Annotated in this window: 3 protein-coding genes and 1 pseudogene; all 4 read left to right on the top strand. The window is 45.1% G+C overall.

What is annotated here, in order from left to right:
- Nucleotides 1-569 (top strand): annotated as a pseudogene (locus tag LSG37_RS20890) (gamma-mobile-trio integrase GmtZ); the annotation flags it as partial.
- Nucleotides 569-1,246, top strand: a complete 678-nt coding sequence (gene gmtX / locus LSG37_RS20885; RefSeq protein ID WP_100160523.1) for a gamma-mobile-trio protein GmtX — start codon at nucleotides 569-571, stop codon at nucleotides 1,244-1,246. The pseudogene LSG37_RS20890 and the gene gmtX, both read left to right, overlap by 1 nt.
- Nucleotides 1,246-1,683, top strand: coding sequence for a VPA1267 family protein (locus tag LSG37_RS20880; protein ID WP_233081943.1), 438 nt, complete (start codon nucleotides 1,246-1,248; stop codon nucleotides 1,681-1,683). The genes gmtX and LSG37_RS20880 overlap by 1 nt, the downstream gene beginning before the upstream one ends.
- On the top strand, nucleotides 1,680-3,525 hold a 1,846-nt coding region (locus tag LSG37_RS20875; protein WP_233081942.1), incomplete at its 3' end, for an AAA family ATPase. The genes LSG37_RS20880 and LSG37_RS20875, both read left to right, overlap by 4 nt.

The following is a 3,525-nucleotide window of genomic DNA, read 5'->3' as shown; positions in this document are numbered from 1 at the left end:
GACAGCGCCGCTATGAAAAGCAACAAGTAGAGGCCGATGAATACACCAAAGACTGGATAGCGTGCTTCGAGCTAATCAGCAAAATCATTCGCGTCGAGGAAGCCCGAAACGATGACGACACCAAAGATAAATTGATTGCAGTAGGGAATGAACAAGATATTAGCCATGTCTTGAGGTTTATCGAAACCGACTCAGAGCTCTTACACCTCTCCTTGCTATGTGACGATGCCGAATTCTTTCCTGACTTGCAGGATGAATTGCGTAAGACGCCTGCTATTGAAAAGCGCTCCCGCCAACTTAGTCGTGCTCTGATGAAGAAAGGCTTTGAGCCTATCTTTATGGAAATGGATGAAAAACAGCAGCTAATCGCTGGTAATGCCATGCTACGCCAAATGGCAAAGATAGCCGACCCTGACGATAAAATGGAAGGCTACCGTAAAGTGGCTAATTACATCGAAGCGGGTGAATACCTGTCTAATCACAAGCTATTTAACGCTGGCATGAATGCACTGTCGGATAAAGCCTTACGCTTAGAAAATCTCACCCAACCTGCGCTATTGGAGGGTTAATGGACATTAATATTGATATCATCTTGGCTGACTTAAAAGACGACAAAGTGCCAAGAACCCAAAAAAACCTAGATAAGCTTAACGACATCCTGAAAGCCTATATAGAATCGGGGCAGCGTGATTTCTCCATTGCACAAATGGGGCGAGTATCAGCAGCAGAGGGTGGCCCAGGTTACGAAGCGTTGCGAGCAACCAAAAACAAGCACTACCGCACCTTGATTGAAGCATGGGCAGCAAAGTGCAAAACAACCACCAAAAAGCCGTTATCGCCAACCTCACGCTCTAAGTCTGTTCCACAGGATAACAAGCTGCTTGAGCGTATTCCAGACCCTGCGGTACGGGCTTTGTTTGGTCAGATTATTGCCGAGCGCAACCGTTATCGCAAAGAGGTTAATCTGCTAAAACAGCACGCGAATATTACCATTGATAAGCGTCCTGTACGTCAGTTTGATGCAAGCGCAAAGCCGAGTGTTGAAGTCTTGCCTTCACTATCTGGCATCTTGACCGAATCTGAGAAGAAAGCCTTAGCCTACGCTATCTCTGACGAATGTATGGAAAAACATAACTGGCAAACCTCGCAAGCAGGCCAAGTAAAAGACATGGAATACAACACAGAAATATTCCCTAGAGGCTTTGCGACAGGTCTACGCAAGTTGTTAGGTGAGGTAGATGATTAATGGCGAACGGTCAGCAAAGAGCGCAGCAAAACCTCGAAGCATTTGAAGTATGGCAAGCCACTCAAACTGATGATGACTTTAAGCAAATCGCCTTTAAAGGCAAGCTCAACCGCATCGAAGTAGCAAAAGGGGTTGGTTGCGGTAAGTCTGCCCTTAACCAAAATCCTACGCTTAGAAAAGCGCTCAAGGCATTAGAAGACAAACTGCGTGATAAAGGTATACTCCCGCCACTGACCGAATCTGCAAGGAACAATATCGACAAACCAAAGCAATACGACAACACGGCTAATCGCAAGCTGCTCGACTCTAAACGAGTATCGACCTTAGAAGCTGAAAACATTGAGCTAAAAGCCAAAGTTAAAGAGCTGGAAGGTAAACTAGAGCGGTTTGGCGAACTGAATGAAACCTTGTCAGAAATGGGGTTCATGCCACGATGAAATTTACACTCCATCAAGACCAAATGCGTGTCACGAGCATTCCTTACAGTTCTACCAAAATGGTGATATTCAGTGGCGTGCCACTGAAAAAAAACTCACACAAAACCCATAGCGGCAAGTATTACGTCACCATCAAAGCTGATCCAGATGCCATCCCCGTTCAACCAGCCCTCGGCCAACACTGGTCGGTTAAAGGCCATCGTTTAATAGAAGAAATGGAAACGGGTGATTACGTGATGCAGCAGCATACCTATGAATCACCAGAGCACATCGAATGCAGCCTGCCAGAAACGGGTGAACAGCTTATTCGCTTTATTGCCAGAGAAAGTGATTTCAAAGGTATCGGTGAAAGTAAAGCTAGAGCACTCTGGGAACTGTTAGGAAAGGATTTTCACCCAACGGTTAGAAAAGACACTCATGAATCAAGAGAACGGCTCAGAAGTGTCCTGAGTGAAGATTCTATCAATGCGTTATTTGAAGGTTACGCCAAATATAAAAATCTGGCCTACTGCAACTGGATGACCGAACACAAGATACCAGCAAGTATTCAGCAGCGCTTATTGAAGTATCATGGAGAAGAGTCCATTGAGGCTATTAAACAAAATCCGTATGTCCTTATTGGGTTTGGGATGTCGTTTACGGATGTCGATAAACTGGTTAATTTTGACCAGTTTAAGATCACAGTTTGTGATCACCGCAGACTAAGTGCCGCACTTGAAACCGCGATTCGAAAAGAGATTGAGAAAGGCCACACCTATACAACTCAAGCGTGTTTACGCCCATACCTAACCAAATTACTCAAAGATAAGGAACTGGTGACGGAAGCGTTTAAAGCAGGTCACAACAAAGCGCAATACATCCTAAACCCCGACACTGGCTCTTATCATCCAACCGCCCAGTTGTTGATGGAAAATGTCGTTGCCAAACGACTTAAAGCACTAGCTAATCAAAACAACCTTTATGACGAAGTTGCAAATTCTGCATATTGCTCTTCGGTTGGTGAATTACCATACGAGCTAACCAAGAAGCAGATTGAAGCAGTGACAACGTGTTTGGATAACGCCGTGAGCTGTATTACGGGCGGAGCTGGCACAGGTAAAACCACAGTCCTTAGAACCGCACTTCGAGCCTACCATCAAATGGGATTTGAAATACATGCGGTCGCGCTGAGTGGCCGAGCTGCTATGCGCTTGCATGAGTCAATTGGCTTTATCACCTCAACTATCGCTAAGTTATTACGTAGAGAGCCTATTGAGCCAAGTTCAGACCAGCCAAAGCATTTACTGGTGATAGATGAAGCCAGTATGATTGACTTGCCAACCATGTATCGCCTGGTCAACCATATTCACCCATCGGTTCGTATTATCTTTACTGGCGACCCTGACCAGTTACCACCTATAGGTTGCGGCAAGGTTTTGGCTGATATCGTTCTATCAAAAGCCATTGCTAATACTATGCTAGATATCGTTAAGCGTCAGAAAGGCTCAACGGGTATTCCTGAATACTCCAAGCTCATTAATCAAGGTATCGTGCCTGAAAAACTAAGTACGGGGGCTATTCACTTCCACGAAACGGCAAAGAGCGACATTGCTCAAGCCTGTTGTGAGTTGTATCAGCAATCACCTGAAAATAGTCGCGTCATGGCACCGACCAAGGCACTCGTTGCTGAAATTAATAAACTGACCCAAGAGGCTGTTAACCCAAGCGGTAAAAGGCTTGAGTTTGAAATGCACGGCGAGAGATTCTTTCAAAACCTCAGATTGAATGATGCGATTCTATTTACGCAAAACCACTATGATAAAGGCATTCAAAACGGATCTCTTGGTACGCTTACCAGCATTG

It is taken from the genome of Rheinheimera soli (assembly GCF_021290985.1).
Classification (GTDB): domain Bacteria; phylum Pseudomonadota; class Gammaproteobacteria; order Enterobacterales; family Alteromonadaceae; genus Pararheinheimera; species Pararheinheimera soli.
Note: the sequence above shows the minus strand (reverse complement) of the source record. Positions and strands in the feature narration are given on the sequence as shown.

What these genes read in the sequence shown, in the direction of transcription:
- gmtX (WP_100160523.1), top strand. Translation starts at nt 569, where the DNA reads ATGGACATTAATATTGATATCATCTTGGCTGACTTAAAAGACGACAAA.
- LSG37_RS20880 (WP_233081943.1), top strand. Translation starts at nt 1,246, where the DNA reads ATGGCGAACGGTCAGCAAAGAGCGCAGCAAAACCTCGAAGCATTTGAA.